This is a genomic window from Streptomyces sp. NBC_01003 (assembly GCF_045162695.1).
Taxonomy (GTDB): domain Bacteria; phylum Actinomycetota; class Actinomycetes; order Streptomycetales; family Streptomycetaceae; genus Streptomyces.
Map to the genome: position 1 here is coordinate 4,656,036 of NZ_CP108707.1, position 16,748 is coordinate 4,672,783.

Here is a 16,748-nt window from a genome sequence, read left to right on the forward strand (position 1 = left end):
ACCGCCTACGACCTGCGAAGATCCGTGTGCCGCCCTCCGCCGGGGGACACCTGGGGGACCAGAGCCAGCTCAAGGGGCCTGGGCAGGGATACACGGGCCGTCGATGAGCATCGTGTCAGGAGCTCGACTTGGCAGATGTACATCCCTAAGCGGGCAACGCCTCAGCGCTGGCAATCAAAACCTTTTGCGCCAAAAAGCGCATCAGCTCATTCTCGGTTCGAACGCTATCGGCTTCCGAAGTGAAGGGAAGCAGGAGCGAGTCAGCATTACCCCCGCCATCCTCTTTCGAGTGCACCACGAGGCACCGAATGTGGTAAATCCTGTCGCATACGGTTTCGACTAAGGTGCTTTTATTCTTGACATCAATTACAGGCGCCCCTGAGATCAATGGCTTCTTTTGGGAAAAGTGCTCCATTAGGGCGGCGTCGCCTGAGATCAGCTCCGCGATGGCATCACCAGAGACGCTGTATTTCATAGTTGCTTTGAGTTGGCTACGCTCGTCACCATAGCCGCGTCCCGACTGTTGCGATATTCGAAGGATGCGCGACAGGTGCATTTCATCGTCTGGTCGAAATCGCGGATCTCGAAGCTCATTTCTTAGCCTGTCGAGAAGATCTCGTTGATTGTATCGAGGGAAGTGATATTCCAGAACTTGATAGTATGCGAGGAACTGTAGAAGTGGCATGCTCGTCGCGGACCGAGCATAATTATAGAGGCTCAAAGGCTCCTTGCCGTAGCGAAGTCTTGGCAGAGTGGGCAACTGTGCACTCCGTACGAAGCGTGGCCTGGCCCGTCGCGCACCCAGAAAGCGTGCACGCCTCATGGTGAGCGGAATTCCGTAGTTCATGTCAAACTCGAATAGAATCGAGCTTCCGACACTTTCAAGGAACGCTAGCGATTCCTCGTACGTCCCACTCGCATTTCGAAAAATGCGCAGCGTTGGCGCCCTGCCGTACCCCTCCGACAAGAGGGCATGCGCTTTAGAGGGGCTCCCGATTTCAGCAGTCCAACGCTCATCTCGGCTCCCCTGGAACCTGACTACCCAGCCACCCTCGCCTTCCTCTGAATCCTCCAGCAATTCCCAGCCTGGCAGTCGCGCAAGGTTTTGCACATATGATGGGCCTGAATTATTCAAAGCCACCTCAATGCAAGGGGTATCTCCCACCCTTTCGAAGGCGTCTAGGTCACCCAGGGCGCGATACTGGGTGAACTCAAAGCCGAGACAATCTTTCGCTCGCTTCTCCGAGATGTCGACGTCTCTGGTTTTGCGTCCCGATTTGATAGACACCGTGAGGGAATGGACGACGCCATCATAAACAGGGTTCCAGCGATACGAAACACCCTGCCGCTTCAGCTGGTCCTCAAGGTCGAGAAGCGGAGAGTCAGGAGAAAGGGCATCTGGTGCGGCATTATCCGTGCTCACAAACATCACTCTCCCGCGCTCTGCCGGTAATATGCACCGCATTTTGACATATGACGAAAGCCTGTGTCTTGGGCGTTTACGGGTTACCCGTCAGGTCTTGTCACGCTCAGCTTCTGACCTGAGCGAGAGAGCTGAACGCCCACGACTGCGACCTCCTCTCAAACCGCCCCCGGTTGCCCGTCGCCACAGTCAACTCGACCACCGCTCCTCCCTCTCATCCATCTGCTTCCACCTTTCGAAGATTGGCAGGAAGGGGCCCAGCACCTCCAACTCCTCGTCAGGCCCCGTGATGGTCTCCTCGAAAACAATCTTTCCCAACTTAGTTCTACTGAAAGGGGCAAGCAGAGAGCGGCGTTCGCCGTCTCTCGTCGCGGCCGCGACATGAAGCACTTCCTTCCTGTCCTTCCTGTCGCGGGGTGGAATTACCTGACCCTGCGCATCTAGCGCTTCCCCTTGCGCCCACCACGCCTCAATGACCAGAACGACACCATCCGCCCGCAAAGATTCCACACGATCCGCCAGGCGGTGAAACATCAGATACTTGCCGTTCTGGTCAGCGAAGTTAGGGGAGATCATGTCAATGATCTTCCCGCCCCTATAGGACCACATCATGGGCATGTGGCATTTATCTTTCTTTAGCACCATGCGCGCTGACTCCATCAACTGCGGAGCTGCTTCGATAGGATTAGAGGCGGTCACGGAAAAAGAGCCGTATCGCTCCCTGGCCTTCTCCACCCGCCGTTCATCGCGCTTCAGGTAATGCTCAACTTCGCGGATACCGAAGCCGTCCTCCAGGTCAAGATGCTCCTGCCTGACGCCCGCGTTGATGTCCATGCAAGCTAGCGGCTGCTCATCGATGACCGGAGTTACACACGAAGGCTCCCGGTCATCTAGGGCGCACAGAGAGACATCAGCGGCAGCGTGCGCAGTGTGGAGCAATCTGCTCAACTCAATGAATACCTCCCTGGTCGCATGGAGCAGCTCCCAGTCGGGTAGAGCCTTGTCTACCCACCTGCGAGAAACCGTGACGACACCCATTCGAGGGTTTCCCGGATCCGCAAAGATCGCTCCAAGCATCTCGCGCGACGACATTCTTGGAGGGAATGTAAATTTCCTCTCCTCTTTAACCGCCCAGTTCCCCACCCAACGAATTTTGGCCTCGCTGAGCAATTCGAGGTCAGATTCTTTAACGACCCTGTTCCTCGACTTTACTGCCCAGCGCATCAGAGGCTTAGGGCCAACCTCTTTAACAAACCTGGTGTACCAATCTTCATACCCAACCAGCTCGGCCTTCTGCTTTTGAATCATGAATGTCACATTGCGCAACCCTTGAATCAACGAGTTTAAATGCATGCGGAAGCTGTCGGGTTCCATATAGGAACCCGACATCGAGTGCCACATTGCATGGCAATCCATCAACCGCTTGTGAGCAATCGGCATGGGGCATGGCTGAGAAGCAGTCATATCCAGAGGATAAAGCTGCCAGCGATCCGCGCTGTGCGATTTACGTTTTCGTACAGAAAATCTGCATTTGTCTCCGGCGTCCGTCGCGGAGCACGAGCCATCCGCACACCTACTCCCCCAGCGCCCGAAGATGCTCCACGAAGTCCTCGACAAGGCTCCCCAGGACGGCCTTGCCCTTGTCCGGCGTCGCGTACGACGGGAAGCCGATAACTCCGGTTTCGGTGTACGCCTTCATCCCGTGCGTCAGAAGGAACGGACGCTCGCCGCCGTCATGGTCCGCGGTCTCGTAACCCTCACGCACGAGAGCCGGTTCCGCGTGGAGCAGGATGGACGTTTCGATCTCCCCGGCATGCATGTCGCCGTGCGCGTCGGAGACAAGGCCAGCGCACTCTCGGGCTCGGTTCCACTCGCGACCCTGTGGGAAGAGCGTCATCCGCGGCTCGGTGAGATTCGCTTCCTGGACGATGTTCGAGAGGACGTAGTTCCCGCCGTGAGCGTTGACGAGTACAAGCTTGCGGACGCCGGCGGCTTCGAGCGATGCGGCGATGTCGTTCACTACTGCGTGAAGGGTCCGAGCGCTGATGCTCACCGTGCCCGGCCAGGTGCCGTGTTCATGGCTACACGCGATCGTCACGGGCGGGAGTTGAAGGACCGGATAGGCGGCGGCAACCTCACGGGCGATGACGCACGCGATGGCGGTGTCCGTGATGAGCGGCAGGTGGGCGCCGTGCTGCTCGTACGAACCGATCGGGAGAATGGCGACTCGGGGCTCCTGTTCCTGAACGTCAGTGGTTGTGATCGCGGGAAGCAGGTTCACGGCTCTCCTTCAACTGGTCAGGTCCCCTTCATACTGCCCACGACTCGGTTGAGTTCCGCAATCTCCACGAGCTTGCGGAACGGCTCCAGGTGCGTTTGCAGCCGGGTCAACTCTGCCAAGATCCGAGCCGAACCGGTCGCCTGGGCGATGCTCACCGCCTGTGTGGCCGCGTTGACGGCACTTTCCAAGTCCTCGTTCAGCGCGTACGCCGTGGCCAGCCGAGCGAGGCACAGCCCCCTGTCTCGTTGCTGCTGAGCGGGCCACCTCGTAAGGCTGTCCTCCAACGGCTTCACCGCGTCCTCTGGACGATTGAGCTCGATGGCGCAGTTGGCTGCCTCCATGTCGATGTACGCGACGGAGACGTACGAGGCGAGGCCCTCATCATCGTCAGGGCTCCTGTCCGCGAGTGCACGAGCTTCATCGAGCGCACGGGCGGTCTCGCTCTCGCTGCCCAAGACGGCGAGGGCATTCGCCCGGGCCCGTAAGGCGACGGCTTCGACCTGCCCCGGGATCTTGCCCGCGTGCTTCAAGGCCGCGTTGGCCAGACCCTGGGCGTATCCAGCGTGCCCCGCCTCCGTGGCGATGTTGGCCCGCCGTTGGAGGACGTACGTGTTCAACGTCGGCTCGTCGAGTTCGTACGCGTAGTCGAGGGCCCGATTCGTCCAGAGCATCGCTTCCTGCGAGTCCCCCGAGTCCTGGTAGAGCCATCCCAGGAACTCCGCGTACCTCAGGCCGACGCGGAGAACGTCGCCCCGCATCGGACCTGCGGCATCCCTGCATAACTGCTCGATGAGCGGCACCTGGCTCAGCACCGGATGAACGAGGAACCGCGGACCGACCAGCGGCTCCGCCTGTGAATGCTGCACGAACACGGACTTGAGGTAGTCGAGAGTCGCTGCGTTAGCCGTGGGCGCCGGGCCCCGGGGCATGGGCAACTTCGGCAAGGCGTCGAGCTGAGAGGGCGCGGCCTCCAACGCGAATCCCAAGTCCTTGCGGGTCGCTTCGTAGACCTCGCAGAAGAGGGCCTGGTACTCGGGACCAGGTGGCCGGCGCCCGTTCTCGAACATCGAGACTTGCGTCTTCAGACTGGCCCGCGATGGGAGGACGAAGCCAATTCGTGGGGCAGCGTCCTCCATCGCATCCATCAACTGAGCCTGCGTCCACCCGCGAGCACGGCGAGCGGCTTTCAGCTCGGTCTCCATCGCTTCCCCCAACTCAGTCGGCGCGGCAGACCCTCATGATTACCCAATAGCGCCTCTGACGTGGGGAGTTAACAGGTAACACAGAGGGGGTGTTAACCCCTGTCCACTGTCAACCGGCGCGGAATCGGGCCTACTAGTTCTCGTCAGCGCGACCGGGGTGACTGGCTTCCAGCCTCTCGACTCGGTCGCGAAGTTCCGAGAGCTGGGAGGTGACATGTTCGAGCTTGAGCAGGACTTCGGAGAGATCCGGACCGCTGCCGGACTTGCCGGCGTCGGCGACCTGCTTCGGGTCCCGGGCGTAGCTGCCTCGCGCGGTTGTCGTCAGGAGTCCCTCATCACGAAGGACTCCGAGGGCCTTTTGCACGGTGGTCGGCGAGATCTTGAACCGGCTCGCCAAGTCCCTTACGGAACCCACATTGCGGCCGGGCTTGATGACTCCGTCCCTGATCTCACGTCGCAGGGTCTCGGCTGCCTGCTCGTACGGCTGTCTGGGGTCGTCCTCAGCGATCGTCACAGCTTCGAGCGTACCCACTAGCACGACCTAGCACGTTCCTTGCGCGGACCTCTTGCGCGATGTCACGTACTAGTACATGCTGTTACGTACCAGCAAGGACGCCGGAAGGGCCGCCTCGCTGCATGCACCACTGCTTGACCTGCACGAATGCGCCGATGAGTCCCGTTCCTTGAGGACGGGAGCCCTTTAAGGGTTACCGCGCTCGCCGGGAGTGACTGTTCATTGAGAACTCAACAGAGGACGTGATTGACGGGGCTAGCCCCGTCCCCGCAACGGCCCGGGTGATGGCCGCCGGCGGCCACTTCGTGGCAGACGAACCTGTCCTGTCTCGCGTGCCAGCTCTGGAGAAGCGCCCTTGGGGAGCATGCCTCCACCCCTGGAGGACAGCCCCTTGAGCGCCACCTGGTGCGCGCCGCCCTGCTGGCGTCAGAGCAGTGACGATGACGTATTTGACCGCCCCGATGGTCGCAAGGACGGGTTCGACTCCCGGCCGGGGCACGCACGCTCACTCACCCGACACCGACTGAAGGAGCCGTGATGGGCCTGTTCGGAACGGCCGCGCGATCTGCTGCATCGTCCACCTCGACGCCCAAAGGCGAGTGCCCGCAATGCTGGGACCACGCCCACAACCGCGCGGCGCACAGGGGGCTTGGTCCCCGCCAGGACTGCCCGCGGTGCGTGGACCACATGGTCAATGGCTGTCCCGGCTTCAACCGGCGCTGATTGCAACATCCGCCCAGATGGTCGTACGGCTGGGTTCGACTCCCGGCCGGGGCACTCACCGTCCGCCGGGGCGGGCGTCGTCTCTCCACAAGCCGCGCCCGCTCCGGTCCCTCCCATCCCTCCGTGATCAGGAGTTTCGTCATGCGTTCCTACATCAGCGGCCACCAGGCCGTGACTAGCACCGACTTCATCGAACTCGCCCTCGGTACCCCGGTTGAGCTGTGGCTGGGTGTGGACGGGGAGAGCGAGATGGACCGCGCGGCGCGTCTGGACGCGGCCCGCGACATCCTCGCCGACGACCCCGGCATGCCGGACGAGGCGATCCGCATCGCCGCGGCGGCGATCGAGGAGCACGCTCCGGTGCTCTTCAACGTCGTCCCGCTGGCCCGGCCCGCCACCCGCGCCCGCCGGGCCCGGAAGGGGGCGGCGGCATGATCCGCATCGTCAGCACACCGCGCCTCGAACAGCTTGAGTCTGCCGCCAGGCAGGCCCGCGAGTGCGCACGGCAGATCAGAGCGGACGCGAACGAGGCGTTCGGCCGGCACGTGCGCGAGCTGTACGCCGCCAATGACCGTGCGGAGCGGGCGGAGGCGACCACGGACGAGGTGGGCGCGATTCTCTCCCGCGCGATGAAGGAACTGAGCGCTGCTCAGCAGGAGCTTCTGCTGAAGGACATCGAGCTTCGCCGCCTGCGTGAGGAGCTGACGGCATGAACACCCAGATCCGCACGCCTCTGACGAAGACGCAGATGATCGTGCTGAGTGCGGCGTTCGTGCCGATGGTCGCCACCGGCGTGTTCGGTGGGGCCGGTACGTACTCCAACATCAGTGGGGCGTACGGCAAGGGCACCGCGCTCGGGGCCGTGGCTGCGGGCGAGGGCGCCACGGCCGTCCTCGCGCTCGTGCTGCTCGGGCTGACGATGCTGGGCCAGGCTTCCCCGCGCGTGATCCGGCTCGGGCTGTGGGCCCTGCCGGCCGCGGCGTCGGCGATGGCCGCGATGGCGGCCGACGACCCGGGTACGACCGTCATCTACGCCATCACCCCGATGGGCATGTGCGTCGCTGCCGAAGGCATGGCGTTCCTGGCCCGTCGCATCGCCGTTCACACCGAGGGACGCGACGCGGAAGGCGAGCGCCGGGCGGTCGAGGTCGTCCAGCGGCTCGCCTATCACCGGGCCCGCGCCGCCAACCACCCCAGCGAACGAATCCGCAAGTGGTCGGATCGGGCGTCGTGGCGACTGGCCCGCAAGGTCGGATCGGGCGATGCGGAGCTTGGATCGAGGCTGCTCGATGTGCAGCGTCAGCGCGTCACGATCGGCGCCGACGCCGCCCTCGGGTCGATGTTCCGCCTCGCCCCGGACGCTCTGCCGCCTGTGGGCGCGAATATGGAGGAATCTACCGAGACAGTGAGGATTCGGTCTACGGCTGACCTGCCCGAATCGACCCCGGCGCCGATCACGGCGAACCCGATCGCTCTGCCGTCTCCGGTCGCGGTCGGCTTCCTGAAGTCGACCCTTGCGACCAAGCCCGTTCCGGCGATCGAGTCGGCCCCGGTCCGGCCGATCGAGAAGCGCACTGTGCCCGCCGAGTCGACCCGACCGCGCGGTGCCACGGGCCGTGTGCCCGACGCTGCCCGATCGAGTCGGCCTAAGCGGACAGCCGATCAACTGCTCGATGAGGCCCGCATTGTGACGGCCGATTGGCCGGACGCGAAGCTGACCGCCGAGGGCATCCGGCTCGCGGTGCACACCTCGCCGAAGAACGCCCGGCTGCTGCGGGACACCCTGCGGGCCGAGCGCGCGAGTGCGGCAGCGGCCTGATGTCCGCGGCATTCGGCAAGTGCTACGACCCGTCCGGCGCCCGCTACGGCGTCCCTACCTACCCGTGGCGCCTTGCCCCGGAGGGGATGGCCACGCACCGACAGCTCCGGGCGCAAGGGCTGCGGCCGGGTGGTCAGCCGATAGCGGCCCAGCTCATGCGCCGCTCCCGCCGCCGCAAAGCGGGCGTGAGCGTGGCGTTCCTGTACCGCCTCGACCTCGCCAAGCCCGTGCGGCCGATGACCTCACGCAAGTGGGGCGCGCTCGCCCTGGCGATGCTCGCCCGCCGCACCTGCCCGGCCTGCCACTTGGACGCGGGATACGTGATCCCGACCTCGCTCGGCATGTGCGTGACCTGCGCTTATCCCACCGAACAGTGCGCCGCCTGAACCCTGCTACTCGTCAAGGAGATCGATCGTGAAGGTCACCGCCTACCGAGTCTTCGGCCGCCGCAACATCCTGCGTGAGGCTCAGCACGCCGCTCCGTCGGCCGCCGACCTGGTCGCGCACAACGTCCGCGGGCGCCTGCCCCGCGTCGAGATCGTCCTCACCACCCCGCAGGGCATCGGGGAGCTGACGACCAGGGCGGAATCCTCCCTGGTGCCCGGCGCCTCCCCCGGGGCCCTGGACAAGAACCGCCGCATCGTCGTCCGCAATGCCCGCAGCGTCTTCGGCCTGACCACGGCCACGCGCAACGGGGTGCTGATCCTGCTCAACGTCCACAAGCTGCCCCACCCCGACCTGCTGGCGGTCACCCTCGTGCACGAGCTGGTGCACGCCATGCAGTTCTCCCGCCCCGGCGTCCTGGAACGGCACCTCGACCGTGTGCGCCACAACCTCGACATCGCGCCGCTGTCCCGGCGCGAACTGCGCTCCCTCGACCGGCAGATGGCCGCCGACGAGGACGAGGCGTACCGCGTGGAATCGGCGCTGACTCCACAGCTCAACGCCTACGCCGCCTGAACCCCGCAAGGGCCCGGCCGCCCACCTCCTACAGCGACGGCCGGGCCCTTTCCGCCCCACTCGACAAGAGGGAGCAGACCCACCGTGTCTGAGAACACCGTCACTGGCCAGCCCGAAGAGCCCGAGCGCGCAGGCGCCGAGGTCTTCGACATCACCACCGGACTGCCCGCCGCTACGGCCCCCGCCCCCGCCGCGGACCCGGCGCCAGCCGAAGCCCCGGCGCCGATCGAGGCGGACGACGACGAGGACGAGTCGCCCCGGCCGCGGCCGGTCGACTCGCCCGACCTGCCCGCCCCGGGCATCACCACCTACAAGCGCAAGCCGATCCTGCCGAGTTGGCTGACCTCGAAGCCGGGGTTCGTCTCGACCACGCAGCGCGCGGCCAGCAACGCGTTATATGCGACCGTCTTCCACGGCATCCGAACCCCCTGGTACGCGCTGCAGCTCGGGCTGCACGCGCCGCGCGGTGCGGCCCGGATGGTCCGCAACACCAACCGGTGGGTGTGGGACGCGGAGGCGGCCCCGCTGCGCGCCTATGAGGTCTACAGGGAGAACACCGCCGAGTACCTGAAGCTGTCGCGCCAGCGCGACCACCGGGTACGCCTGCGGGTCCTCATCACGACCGTCGGTCTGGTCTTCGGTACGGGGTTCGCGCTGACCATGTACGTCATGGCGCCGGGCTGGCTGACGGTTCTGGCGTCGGCTGCGGTGCTGGTCGCGGGGTTCTGGGGCGCACCCAAGGATCAGCCGGTCATCGGCCCCGCGGTCCTCAAGACCGAGATCCAGAAGCTCACCGGATCGATCGTGCTGCGCGCGCTGGACAACATCGGCAACGCGAAGCTGTCGGCCGCCATCAAGAAGGGCGCCGACATGAACGGGATGCGCTTCACCTCCGAGATCACCCGCGATGGGCCCGGATACCGCGCTGACCTGGACCTTCCCTGGGGCGTTACCCCGGAGGACATCATGGAGGCCCGCAAGCCGCTGGCGTCCGGCCTGCGCCGCAAGGTCGGCTGCGTTTGGCCCTCGGCCGACCCGACCGAGCACGAGGGGCGCCTGATCCTGTGGGTGGGCGACAAGCCCATGAACGAGACCACCAAGCCCGCGTGGCCGCTGCTCAAGTCGGGCAGCGTGGACCTGTTCAAGCCGGTCGTGTTCGGCAACGACCAGCGCATGGGCGACGTGTCCGTGACCCTCATGTTCGCCTCCGTCGTGGTCGGGTCCATCCCGCGCATGGGCAAGACGTTCCTGATGCGTCTGTTCCTGCTGATCGCCGCACTCGATCCGCGCTCTGAGCTGTACGCGTTCGACTTCAAGGGCACCGGCGATTTCGGCGCCCTGGAGCCGGTCTGCCACCGCTACCGCGCTGGTGACGAGGACGAGGACATCCTGTACGTCCTGGAATCGCTGCGGGAACTGCGCACCGAGCTGCGCAGGCGAGCGAAGGTCATCAAGTCCCTGCCGCGCTCACGCTGCCCCGAGTCGAAGGTGACTGCGGAGCTGGCCAACGACAAGTCCCTTGGTCTGCACCCGATCGTTGCCGGGTTCGATGAGTGCCAGGTGCCGTTCGAGCACGAGAAGTACGGCGCGGAGCTCGAAGAGATCGCCACCGACCTGTGCAAGCGCGGTCCCGCGCTCGGCATGGTGACCCTCTTCGGCACCCAGCGCCCCGACGCGAAATCGCTGCCCACCGGCATCTCAGCCAACGCCGTGCTGCGGTTCTGCCTCAAGGTCATGGGCCAGCCCGCCAACGACATGGTGCTGGGTACCTCGATGTACAAGGCCGGGTACCGGGCCACGATGTTCTCCCGCACCGACCGCGGCATCTGCTGGATGGCCGGTGAGGGCGACGACCCGCGCATCGTGGCGTCCGCGTTCGTCGACGCGCTCGGGGCTGAGCAGGTCGTGGCCCGGGCCCGCACGATGCGCGAGGAGTACGGCAACGTCACCGGCCACGCCATCGGCCAGGCGCCCGAGAGTGGAGAGGCCGCGTTCGATCTGCTGGCCGACATCCTCAAGGTCGTGCCGGCCGATGAGGACAAGGTCTGGAACGAGAAGGTCGCCGCCCGGCTCGCCGCCCTGCGCCCGGAGGTCTACGGCGGGTGGAAGGGCGAGACGGTCACCTCGAACCTCAAGCCCCACGGCGTCGCCGCGCAGGACGTCTGGGGCAGCACCGACAAGGGCAAGGGCACCACCCGGCGCGGCATCGCCCGCGCCGACATCACCAAGGTCGTCACCGTACGTGACGGAAAGTAGTCCGGAGGACGCCGCGCACGAGTGCTAGACCTAGCAGCCATCGCTGCTAGGTCTAGCACCCCCGCTAGCAGCCCAAACCGGCCCCCATCTGCGAACTCGCACCTAGCACTCCACCTGCGTAAACGCCGGAAACCCCGCCTGGAAGGCACCCCATGACCCTCATCCTCCTTGCTAGCGCCTGCCTACTCGCCGTCACGCTCGGTTACGCCAGTCTCTGCGCAGGTAGTCCGTTCGGGGACTGCCGCAAGTGCCGCGGCATGGGTCGCGCGCTCAAGACCGACCGCAAGGGGCGGCCCAAGCCCGGCAAGACCTGCCGCCGCTGCAAGGGCCACGGCAAGCGCATACGCGTCGGACGCCACCTCTACAACGTGTGGCTGCGCCTCTACCGCGACGGCACCGACACCAAGCAGCCCGGCTTCAAGCCTGCCGCGAAGGGATAACCCCGATGGCCATCACCGTCTCGCTCGTCGCCCTGTTCGGCCTCGTCCTGTTCTTCCTGCTCCGCTCCCACACCCTCGGCTACGGCAGCGCGTTCATCGCCACCGGGTTCGGATTCTTCCTCGCCTCCACCGGCGCCTCCGGGCCCATCAACCAACTCACCACCGCCGTCATCCACGCCATCGGCAACCTCTAGGAGGCAGGTCATGAACGAACAGATCATCGCCCGGCACTGGCTGCCCCTCATCGCCCCCAAAGCCGCGCCCGCCCTCGCCACCTCCACCGTCCTCATCCTGGCGCGGATCTGGAACGCCAACGGCGCCGAACACTCCACCGGCAACGCCGTGCTGATGGCCGCGCTGTCCCTCGCGGCCGGAGCGGCCGGCGTGTTCGCCTCCACCGGCTACGCCGGAGACAAGGTCATCGCCGGAACCGCGTTCGCCGCCTCCGGCGCCCTCGCCTTCACCGGCATCGCCGGATACACCGACGGCCTCTCCCTGCCGCTCCTGCTGTGGGTCCTGGCCACGGTCGCCGCGTACGGACTGGCGGCCCGCTACTGGCGCACCGACCGCCGCACCGCCGTGGCCCACGAGCGGCACACAGCCGAACGCCGCGAGGAGCACGCCCACATCGAGCGCGTCACCGCCATCGAGGCCGGAGCCCAGATCGAAACGGCCCGCGCCGGGGCCGCCTACGCCGAACAGCTCGCCACCGCCCTGCTCATCCGGGCCGCGCTGCCCGGCTTCAATCCGCAGGCGCTCACGGATGCGGGCCTGCCCCAACTCCCCGCCACCGACCAGGAGGCAGCGTGAACCGCCGCACCTACGCCGCGCTCGTCATGACCACCGGCGCCGTGGCCCTGCTCGCCGGGTGCTCCCTGCCCGACGGCCCGGCCGGCGTCGTCGTCGCCAAGGCCCAACGCACGCCCCCGGCCAGCGCGACCCGCCCGTACTTCCTGACCGTGCGCACCGCCGACGGCGACCGCAAGGACTTCCAGGTCTACATCGACGACTTCGACTCCTGCTCCATCGGTGAGCGCTACCCCGCCTGCACCAAGAGCTAGGAGACCCCGCCATGACCGCAACCACAGCGCTCGCCGCCACCCTCTACACCCGCTCCTCCGACCGAGTCTTCCCGCCGGAGTTCCTCAGCGCGGACACCGTGCGCGGCCTCATCCGCCGGGCCCGCAGGAACACCGGCGTGGAAGCGGTGCACGTCTACGAGTGCGCCGACCGCACCGGCGCCCCGCTGCACATCGCATACGTCCGCTTCGCCTCCGGCAATTGGTCCAACGTCACCGACGTCATCGACATCTACGAGATCCCCACCGCGGCTCTCACCGACCTGTAGGTACGCCCGGGGCGGGCGCCGTCTCTCCACAAGCCCGCGCCCGCCTCGGGTCTCCAGTCCCTCCAAGAGAGCAGGAGACCACCAGCATGAGTCCTCCCGCCGCGCTGCGGCTCGGCTCGCTGTGCACCGGATACGGCGGCCTGGACGTGGCCGTTCAGGACGTCTTCGGCGGTGCGCTCGAATGGGTCGCGGACAACGACCCCGGCGCCAGCCGCATCCTCGCCCACCGCCACCCCAGCACGCCGAATCTGGGCGACATCACCGCCATCGACTGGCGCGCCGTCGAGCCGGTCGACGTGCTGCTGGGCGGCTATCCGTGCCAGCCGTTCTCCACCGCCGGCCGAAGGAAAGGAACCGCCGATGCCCGGCACATCTGGCCCCACATCGCGAACGCCCTTCGCACACTACGACCCCGCATCGCGATCTTTGAGAACGTCGCAAACCACCTTCGACTTGGGTTTGCCGACGTCCTCGCCGACCTTGCCCGCCTCGGGTTCGATGCGGAGTGGTGCCTTGTACGCGCGTCGGAGGTCGGCGCTCCCCACCAACGGAATCGGCTGTTCCTCTACGCCACTGCTGCCGACGCCCCGCACCTCGGACACGAACGGGGCCGGGGAACACGGGACGGGCGGCCCGGACCTACGGACAGCCGTGGCTCTTCTGCCTACGCCCAACGCCTCGTTCCCGGGGACGACAGCGAACTACCGGCAGGATGGGACACCGTACGGGACCGGGTACGGGATGACGCTCCTCGATGCGGCGCGCCTGCTGCTGCCGACGCCGACGGCCTCGGACGGGGAGAGGGCGAGCACGGAGTACGGGCGGGGCAACCCGACGCTGCGTGGGGCCGTTTCCTCCCAGCCATCCGCCGGTGGGAAGCCGTCACCGGTCACCACGCACCCCGGGCAACTGACGATCGCCATCGGCTGAGTCCCCCGTTCGTCGAGTGGCTCATGGGCCTGGCTCCCGGCTACGTCACCGACGTCCCCGGCCTCACTCGCACTCAGCAACTGAAGGCCCTCGGCAACGGCGTCGTACCACAACAGGCCGTCCAGGCCCTGCGCTACCTGGCCCGAACCACCCGCAGCGCGGACCACTGCGTCGACGCTGCCTGAACATACGCCGAGGCGGGCGCCGTCTCTCCACAAGCCTGCGCCCGCCCCGGTTCTCCAGTCCCTCCAAGAGAGCAGGAGAGAACCAGCATGACCCATCCCGCCTCGATCCGGCGAGACCACCTCAGCACCGCGCTGAGGCTCGCGGCTGACGGCCTGCCCGTGCTGCCGCTGCACAAGGGCAAGGTGCCCTTCGCCAACTGCCCCGCGTGCTTGTACACCTCGTGCGGCGGGCGCCCGCACATGAAGACCCCCGGCCCGTGCACCTGCCCGGCGCCCTGCCACGGCTGGGCCGCCGCAACCACCGCCCCCCACGCCCTCAGCTCGCACGCCTGGGCTCGGGCGTGGCGCGACGCGGCGGCGGTGGCCTACCACCCCGGCGGCGCTGGCCTGACCGTCGTCGACCTCGATACCCCCGACGCCGTCGCCTGGGCGCGCCGGACCCTGCCGGCCACCCGGACCGTGGCCACCACCCGTGGACAGCACTGGATCTACCAGGGCGCCATGCAGTCCGCTAACGCCGTCCGCGCGGGCGTCGACATCAAGTCGACGATGGCCTACGCCCGGTGGCTCGGGCTCGGCACCGGCACCCTCACGGCACTGCCGCAGGAAGTGCGCGCGCTGACCGAGAGGGAGCCGTCCACGGTCCGCCCGGTACCGTGCGCCGTCGCTGTGCCCGCGCGGGCCGTCGAGGGCGCCTGCCGCCACCGCACGCCCGTCTTCCTGGAACGGGGCATCGCCATGGCGGAGCAGCGCATCACCGAAGCGTCCAGCGGGGTCCACGCGACCGTCTACCGCACGTTCCTGGCCGTGCTGTCCGCGCACGGCCGGTGCGGCTGCCTCACCGACGCCCACGTCGGCCGCCTGTTCACCGCCGCGCAGGCCAAGGGCGAAACGCTGCGGCACTGCGCCGACGCGTGGACCAACGCCCGTACCAGGTTGGGACTGTAGCCATGTCCGAGGACGAAAAGACCCCGGCCCGCGAGGTCATCGCCGACTACGCACAAGCGCACTTCCGCTACTTCCGAACCGCCGACGGCACCGTGTACGCGCAGAAGAACGGCCACCCCGTGGCCCGACCCATTCGCTCCCAGGGCACCACGGGCAGCCACCGCCAGGAACTCATGGTCGGCCTGTTTAAGGACGGAATCGGCGTGTTCAACGGGACAGCGCTCAAGGAGGCGTTGGACTTGATCGAAGCACTCGCGCTGGACGAGGACACGCAGCCCGTGAACATCCGTGTCGCCCCGGGGTTCGACGGCGCGACGTGGCTGGACCTGGGCCGCAATGACGGACAGTCCGTCCGCATCCACGCCACGGGGTGGGACATCGTCACCCCCGACCCGGCGGAGGTGTGCTGGCGGCGTACCCAGCTCACCGGGGAACTGCCCCTGCCGGCCAAGGACACCGACGGCAAGGGCATCGACCTGCTGCTGAGGCTGTGCAACTTCGCCAACGCCGAGACCGAGTGCCTGGCCATCGCGTGGCTGATCGGCTGCCTCGGTCCGTCCGTACCCGTCCCCGCGCCGTTCCTCACCGGCCCGCAGGGCGCGGGCAAGTCCACCGGCGGGCGGATGCTCGTGCGGATCATCGAGGGCATGAGCGGCGACCTGCGCCGGGCCCCCAAGGATGAGGAGAACCTGATCGCGGCCGTGGCCGCGGGATGGGTCACCGCCCTGGACAACCTCTCCCACCTCACCCCAGACCTCTCCGACGCCATGTGCTGCATCGTCACCGGAGCCGAGAACATCAAGCGCGCCCTCTACACCGACGGGGACGTCGTCCGGGCCCGCTACCGGCGCCCCCTGCTCATGACCGGCATCGACGTGGGCGTCATCCGCCCTGACCTCGCCGAACGCCTCCTGCCGCTCCGCCTGGAGAGGCCCAAGGTCCGGCGGACCGAGGCGGAACTGTGGACGGAATACGAAGAGATCCTGCCCGCCGTTCTCGGCTCGCTCCTCGACCTCACAGTCAAGGTCCGCGCCGCCGACTCCGACATCCCTACCGACCTGCGTATGGCGGACTTCGCGCACCTGTGCGCGCAGTTGGACGCGGCGACCGGCCTCGGAGCGCTGAACGCGTACCGGGCCAGCCTGGACGACCTCAACGACGACGTCATCGAGGGCGACCTCCTCGCGCAAACCGTTCTGCAGCACGCGGCCAGCATCGAGCCGGGGGCCGAGGAGCGGATGACGTCTGCCGAGTGGCTGCACGGGCTCACCCGTCTCTACAGCGGCGAGGACTGCCGTCCGCTGCCCAAGGGCTGGCCCACCACGGGAAAAGTCCTCTCCGACCGGCTCAAGCGCCTTCAGCCCACCCTCGCCGCCCGGGGCGTCCTCATCGACTGGGGCCGCACCAACGCGGCCCGCTACATCGAGATCACCCGCCAGGCACCACCGGCCCCGCATCAGCAAGAGCAGCTGCTCTGACCTGCGGCACCGCGACCGAACGCACAAGCAAGAAGAGCACCACCCGCCCCGCGATGGGTGCTCTTCTTGCTGTTCGGCGGCGTGCCGCCGCTGACGGTCGCGCCGCGAAGCGGCTCCTTCTTCACGTTCTAAGGAACACCGCACACCACATCAGACACCCCTCTCTCTTTTCCTAAGGAAAGAGATCCTGCGTCACCTGCGTCACCCACGGGCCGGAAACGGCTAGTGGCCTGCGGCTACA

20 protein-coding genes are annotated in these 16,748 nt (G+C 66.7%); 15 read left to right on the top strand and 5 right to left on the bottom strand.

The features are described 5' to 3' along the window. Positions 1-145 precede the first annotated feature (145 nt). From OG698_RS21260 to OG698_RS21280, 5 genes are all read right to left on the bottom strand, one after another. Complete coding sequence (locus OG698_RS21260; protein WP_406104695.1) at positions 146-1,423, bottom strand: hypothetical protein; 1,278 nt, start codon at positions 1,421-1,423, stop codon at positions 146-148. A 189-nt stretch (positions 1,424-1,612) separates the two neighbouring features. Next, positions 1,613-2,797 (bottom strand): hypothetical protein, encoded by a 1,185-nt coding sequence (locus tag OG698_RS21265; RefSeq protein ID WP_406104697.1) that lies wholly within the window; start codon positions 2,795-2,797, stop codon positions 1,613-1,615. A gap of 199 nt (positions 2,798-2,996) precedes the next feature. Beyond that, a complete protein-coding gene (locus tag OG698_RS21270; RefSeq protein ID WP_406104699.1) occupies positions 2,997-3,704 on the bottom strand; it encodes a creatininase family protein in 708 nt (235 codons plus the stop codon). A gap of 17 nt (positions 3,705-3,721) precedes the next feature. Continuing rightward, positions 3,722-4,906 (bottom strand): helix-turn-helix domain-containing protein, encoded by a 1,185-nt coding sequence (locus OG698_RS21275; protein ID WP_406104701.1) that lies wholly within the window; start codon positions 4,904-4,906, stop codon positions 3,722-3,724. Between the two features lie 133 nt (positions 4,907-5,039). Beyond that, positions 5,040-5,420 (bottom strand): GntR family transcriptional regulator, encoded by a 381-nt coding sequence (locus OG698_RS21280; RefSeq protein WP_406104702.1) that lies wholly within the window; start codon positions 5,418-5,420, stop codon positions 5,040-5,042. Between the two features lie 537 nt (positions 5,421-5,957). Here OG698_RS21280 and OG698_RS21285 point away from each other — a divergent pair. The 15 genes from OG698_RS21285 to OG698_RS21355 all read left to right on the top strand — a co-directional run bounded on the left by OG698_RS21285 (position 5,958) and on the right by OG698_RS21355 (position 16,507). Then, entirely contained in the window at positions 5,958-6,143 is a 186-nt protein-coding gene (locus tag OG698_RS21285) for a pRL2-8 (protein ID WP_406104704.1), read from the top strand. Between the two features lie 141 nt (positions 6,144-6,284). Further along, complete coding sequence (locus OG698_RS21290; protein WP_406104706.1) at positions 6,285-6,578, top strand: hypothetical protein; 294 nt, start codon at positions 6,285-6,287, stop codon at positions 6,576-6,578. Further along, positions 6,575-6,856: a hypothetical protein gene (locus tag OG698_RS21295; protein ID WP_406104708.1), complete on the top strand. Its 282-nt coding sequence runs from the start codon at positions 6,575-6,577 to the stop codon at positions 6,854-6,856. The genes OG698_RS21290 and OG698_RS21295 overlap by 4 nt, the downstream gene beginning before the upstream one ends. Next, positions 6,853-7,962 (top strand): conjugal transfer protein, encoded by a 1,110-nt coding sequence (locus OG698_RS21300; RefSeq protein ID WP_406104710.1) that lies wholly within the window; start codon positions 6,853-6,855, stop codon positions 7,960-7,962. The genes OG698_RS21295 and OG698_RS21300 overlap by 4 nt, the downstream gene beginning before the upstream one ends. After that, positions 7,962-8,348 carry an RRQRL motif-containing zinc-binding protein gene (locus OG698_RS21305; RefSeq protein WP_406104712.1) on the top strand — a complete coding sequence of 129 codons (387 nt, stop codon included), beginning with the start codon at positions 7,962-7,964 and terminating at the stop codon, positions 8,346-8,348. The genes OG698_RS21300 and OG698_RS21305 overlap by 1 nt, the downstream gene beginning before the upstream one ends. Positions 8,349-8,376: 28 nt before the next feature. Beyond that, a complete protein-coding gene (locus tag OG698_RS21310) occupies positions 8,377-8,922 on the top strand; it encodes a hypothetical protein (RefSeq protein WP_406104713.1) in 546 nt (181 codons plus the stop codon). Between the two features lie 84 nt (positions 8,923-9,006). Beyond that, positions 9,007-11,178, top strand: coding sequence for a cell division protein FtsK (locus OG698_RS21315; protein ID WP_406104714.1), 2,172 nt, complete (start codon positions 9,007-9,009; stop codon positions 11,176-11,178). A gap of 152 nt (positions 11,179-11,330) precedes the next feature. Next, entirely contained in the window at positions 11,331-11,618 is a 288-nt protein-coding gene (locus OG698_RS21320; protein ID WP_406104716.1) for a hypothetical protein, read from the top strand. Positions 11,619-11,623: 5 nt separating this feature from the next. Further along, positions 11,624-11,812 (top strand): hypothetical protein, encoded by a 189-nt coding sequence (locus OG698_RS21325; RefSeq protein ID WP_406104718.1) that lies wholly within the window; start codon positions 11,624-11,626, stop codon positions 11,810-11,812. 10 nt (positions 11,813-11,822) lie between these two features. Beyond that, positions 11,823-12,428: a hypothetical protein gene (locus tag OG698_RS21330; RefSeq protein WP_406104719.1), complete on the top strand. Its 606-nt coding sequence runs from the start codon at positions 11,823-11,825 to the stop codon at positions 12,426-12,428. Next, entirely contained in the window at positions 12,425-12,679 is a 255-nt protein-coding gene (locus tag OG698_RS21335) for a hypothetical protein (RefSeq protein WP_406104721.1), read from the top strand. The genes OG698_RS21330 and OG698_RS21335 overlap by 4 nt, the downstream gene beginning before the upstream one ends. 11 nt (positions 12,680-12,690) lie before the next feature. Next, positions 12,691-12,966, top strand: a complete 276-nt coding sequence (locus OG698_RS21340) for a hypothetical protein (RefSeq protein ID WP_406104722.1) — start codon at positions 12,691-12,693, stop codon at positions 12,964-12,966. 86 nt (positions 12,967-13,052) lie between these two features. Then, positions 13,053-14,081 (top strand): DNA cytosine methyltransferase, encoded by a 1,029-nt coding sequence (locus OG698_RS21345; RefSeq protein ID WP_406104724.1) that lies wholly within the window; start codon positions 13,053-13,055, stop codon positions 14,079-14,081. 87 nt (positions 14,082-14,168) lie between these two features. After that, a complete protein-coding gene (locus OG698_RS21350) occupies positions 14,169-15,029 on the top strand; it encodes a bifunctional DNA primase/polymerase (protein ID WP_406104726.1) in 861 nt (286 codons plus the stop codon). Between the two features lie 2 nt (positions 15,030-15,031). Next, positions 15,032-16,507 carry an ATP-binding protein gene (locus OG698_RS21355; protein WP_406104728.1) on the top strand — a complete coding sequence of 492 codons (1,476 nt, stop codon included), beginning with the start codon at positions 15,032-15,034 and terminating at the stop codon, positions 16,505-16,507. The last annotated feature ends 241 nt before the right edge of the window (positions 16,508-16,748 follow it).